This window comes from Lachnoanaerobaculum sanguinis, assembly GCF_033242365.1.
Taxonomy (GTDB): Bacteria; Bacillota; Clostridia; order Lachnospirales; family Lachnospiraceae; genus Lachnoanaerobaculum; species Lachnoanaerobaculum sanguinis.
Window position 1 is genome coordinate 1 of record NZ_BTHK01000075.1, and the last position, 319, is coordinate 319.

At 33.5% G+C, this 319-nt stretch carries 1 pseudogene; it reads left to right on the top strand.

The annotated features are described in order from the left end of the window. Positions 1-283 (top strand): annotated as a pseudogene (locus SBH76_RS13955) (IS1634 family transposase); the annotation flags it as partial. Positions 284-319: the final 36 nt, after the last annotated feature.

Consider the following 319-nt stretch of genomic DNA (forward strand, 5'->3'; position numbering starts at 1 on the left):
AATCTATGGGCATTTTTTGATATGCTACCTTAGCTTGTTTCTTTTAAGAGTATTAGAAATCAAGTGCTTCAAAAATAAAATAAACTCTTATGACTTGATTAACTTTATGCGTGATTTTAGGGTGGTAAATAAAGGTGATAATACATATATAAATATATCAAGAGACCAGGCCGTTAACGAAAAGGTTAAAAAACTGGTTGGTTTTAGTAACCTTGATGCCCTCTATTTAACCAAAGCTGAAGTCGACAATTTCTTTCAAAACTGCATGCTCTTGGATACCTAGAGTACTAGGTTTTGAGAGAAACGACGGAAGTCAGGT